At 35.6% G+C, this 477-nt stretch carries 1 protein-coding gene; it reads left to right on the top strand.

What is annotated here, in order from left to right; genetic code table 11:
• The coding region (locus tag WEIDD23_RS12220) for a hypothetical protein (RefSeq protein ID WP_207644218.1) at positions 1-362 on the top strand (362 nt) is incomplete at its 5' end.
• Between the last annotated feature and the right edge of the window lie 115 nt (positions 363-477).

Genomic DNA, 477 nt, shown 5'->3' with positions numbered 1-477 from the left:
TTTATTTAAGCTATTTGAATTATGTGTGTGCCTTGAAAAAAGGTCGATTAGAGAATGAACAGAAGCAGTTGGTGAAAAAGGTTTTTAATACGGTTTTGTCTGATAAAAGAATGAAATCTCGATATTTGAGTGACTATATGGTAGGTGAAGTAATGACGCAAAAGCTTATTAATGGCAAAAATTCGGTTGGTGATTATAAGGAATTGCATAAATTACCTATCTTGTTAAAGAGAAGAATTGCTTATTTATTAGACCCCGAAGATACAGGGAAAAAGGCTGACTATTACCAAGAAATAACGACAACGGCTCAAGGCGAGGCGACTTTAATGATTAATGGGGAGCTCAGTTATTTAGCTTTATAACTAGTACTGGTGGTGGAGTAGTATGACATGAATGGCAAATATATGTGGACTATGAATGTGATTAGGGGGAATTATGGAAAAGGCGAACGCGATTAGGAAAACAGCGAATCATGAT

The organism is Weissella sp. DD23 (assembly GCF_001579105.1).
GTDB lineage: Bacteria > Bacillota > Bacilli > Lactobacillales > Lactobacillaceae > Weissella > Weissella cibaria.
This window is presented reverse-complemented; position numbering and strand designations above follow the sequence as displayed.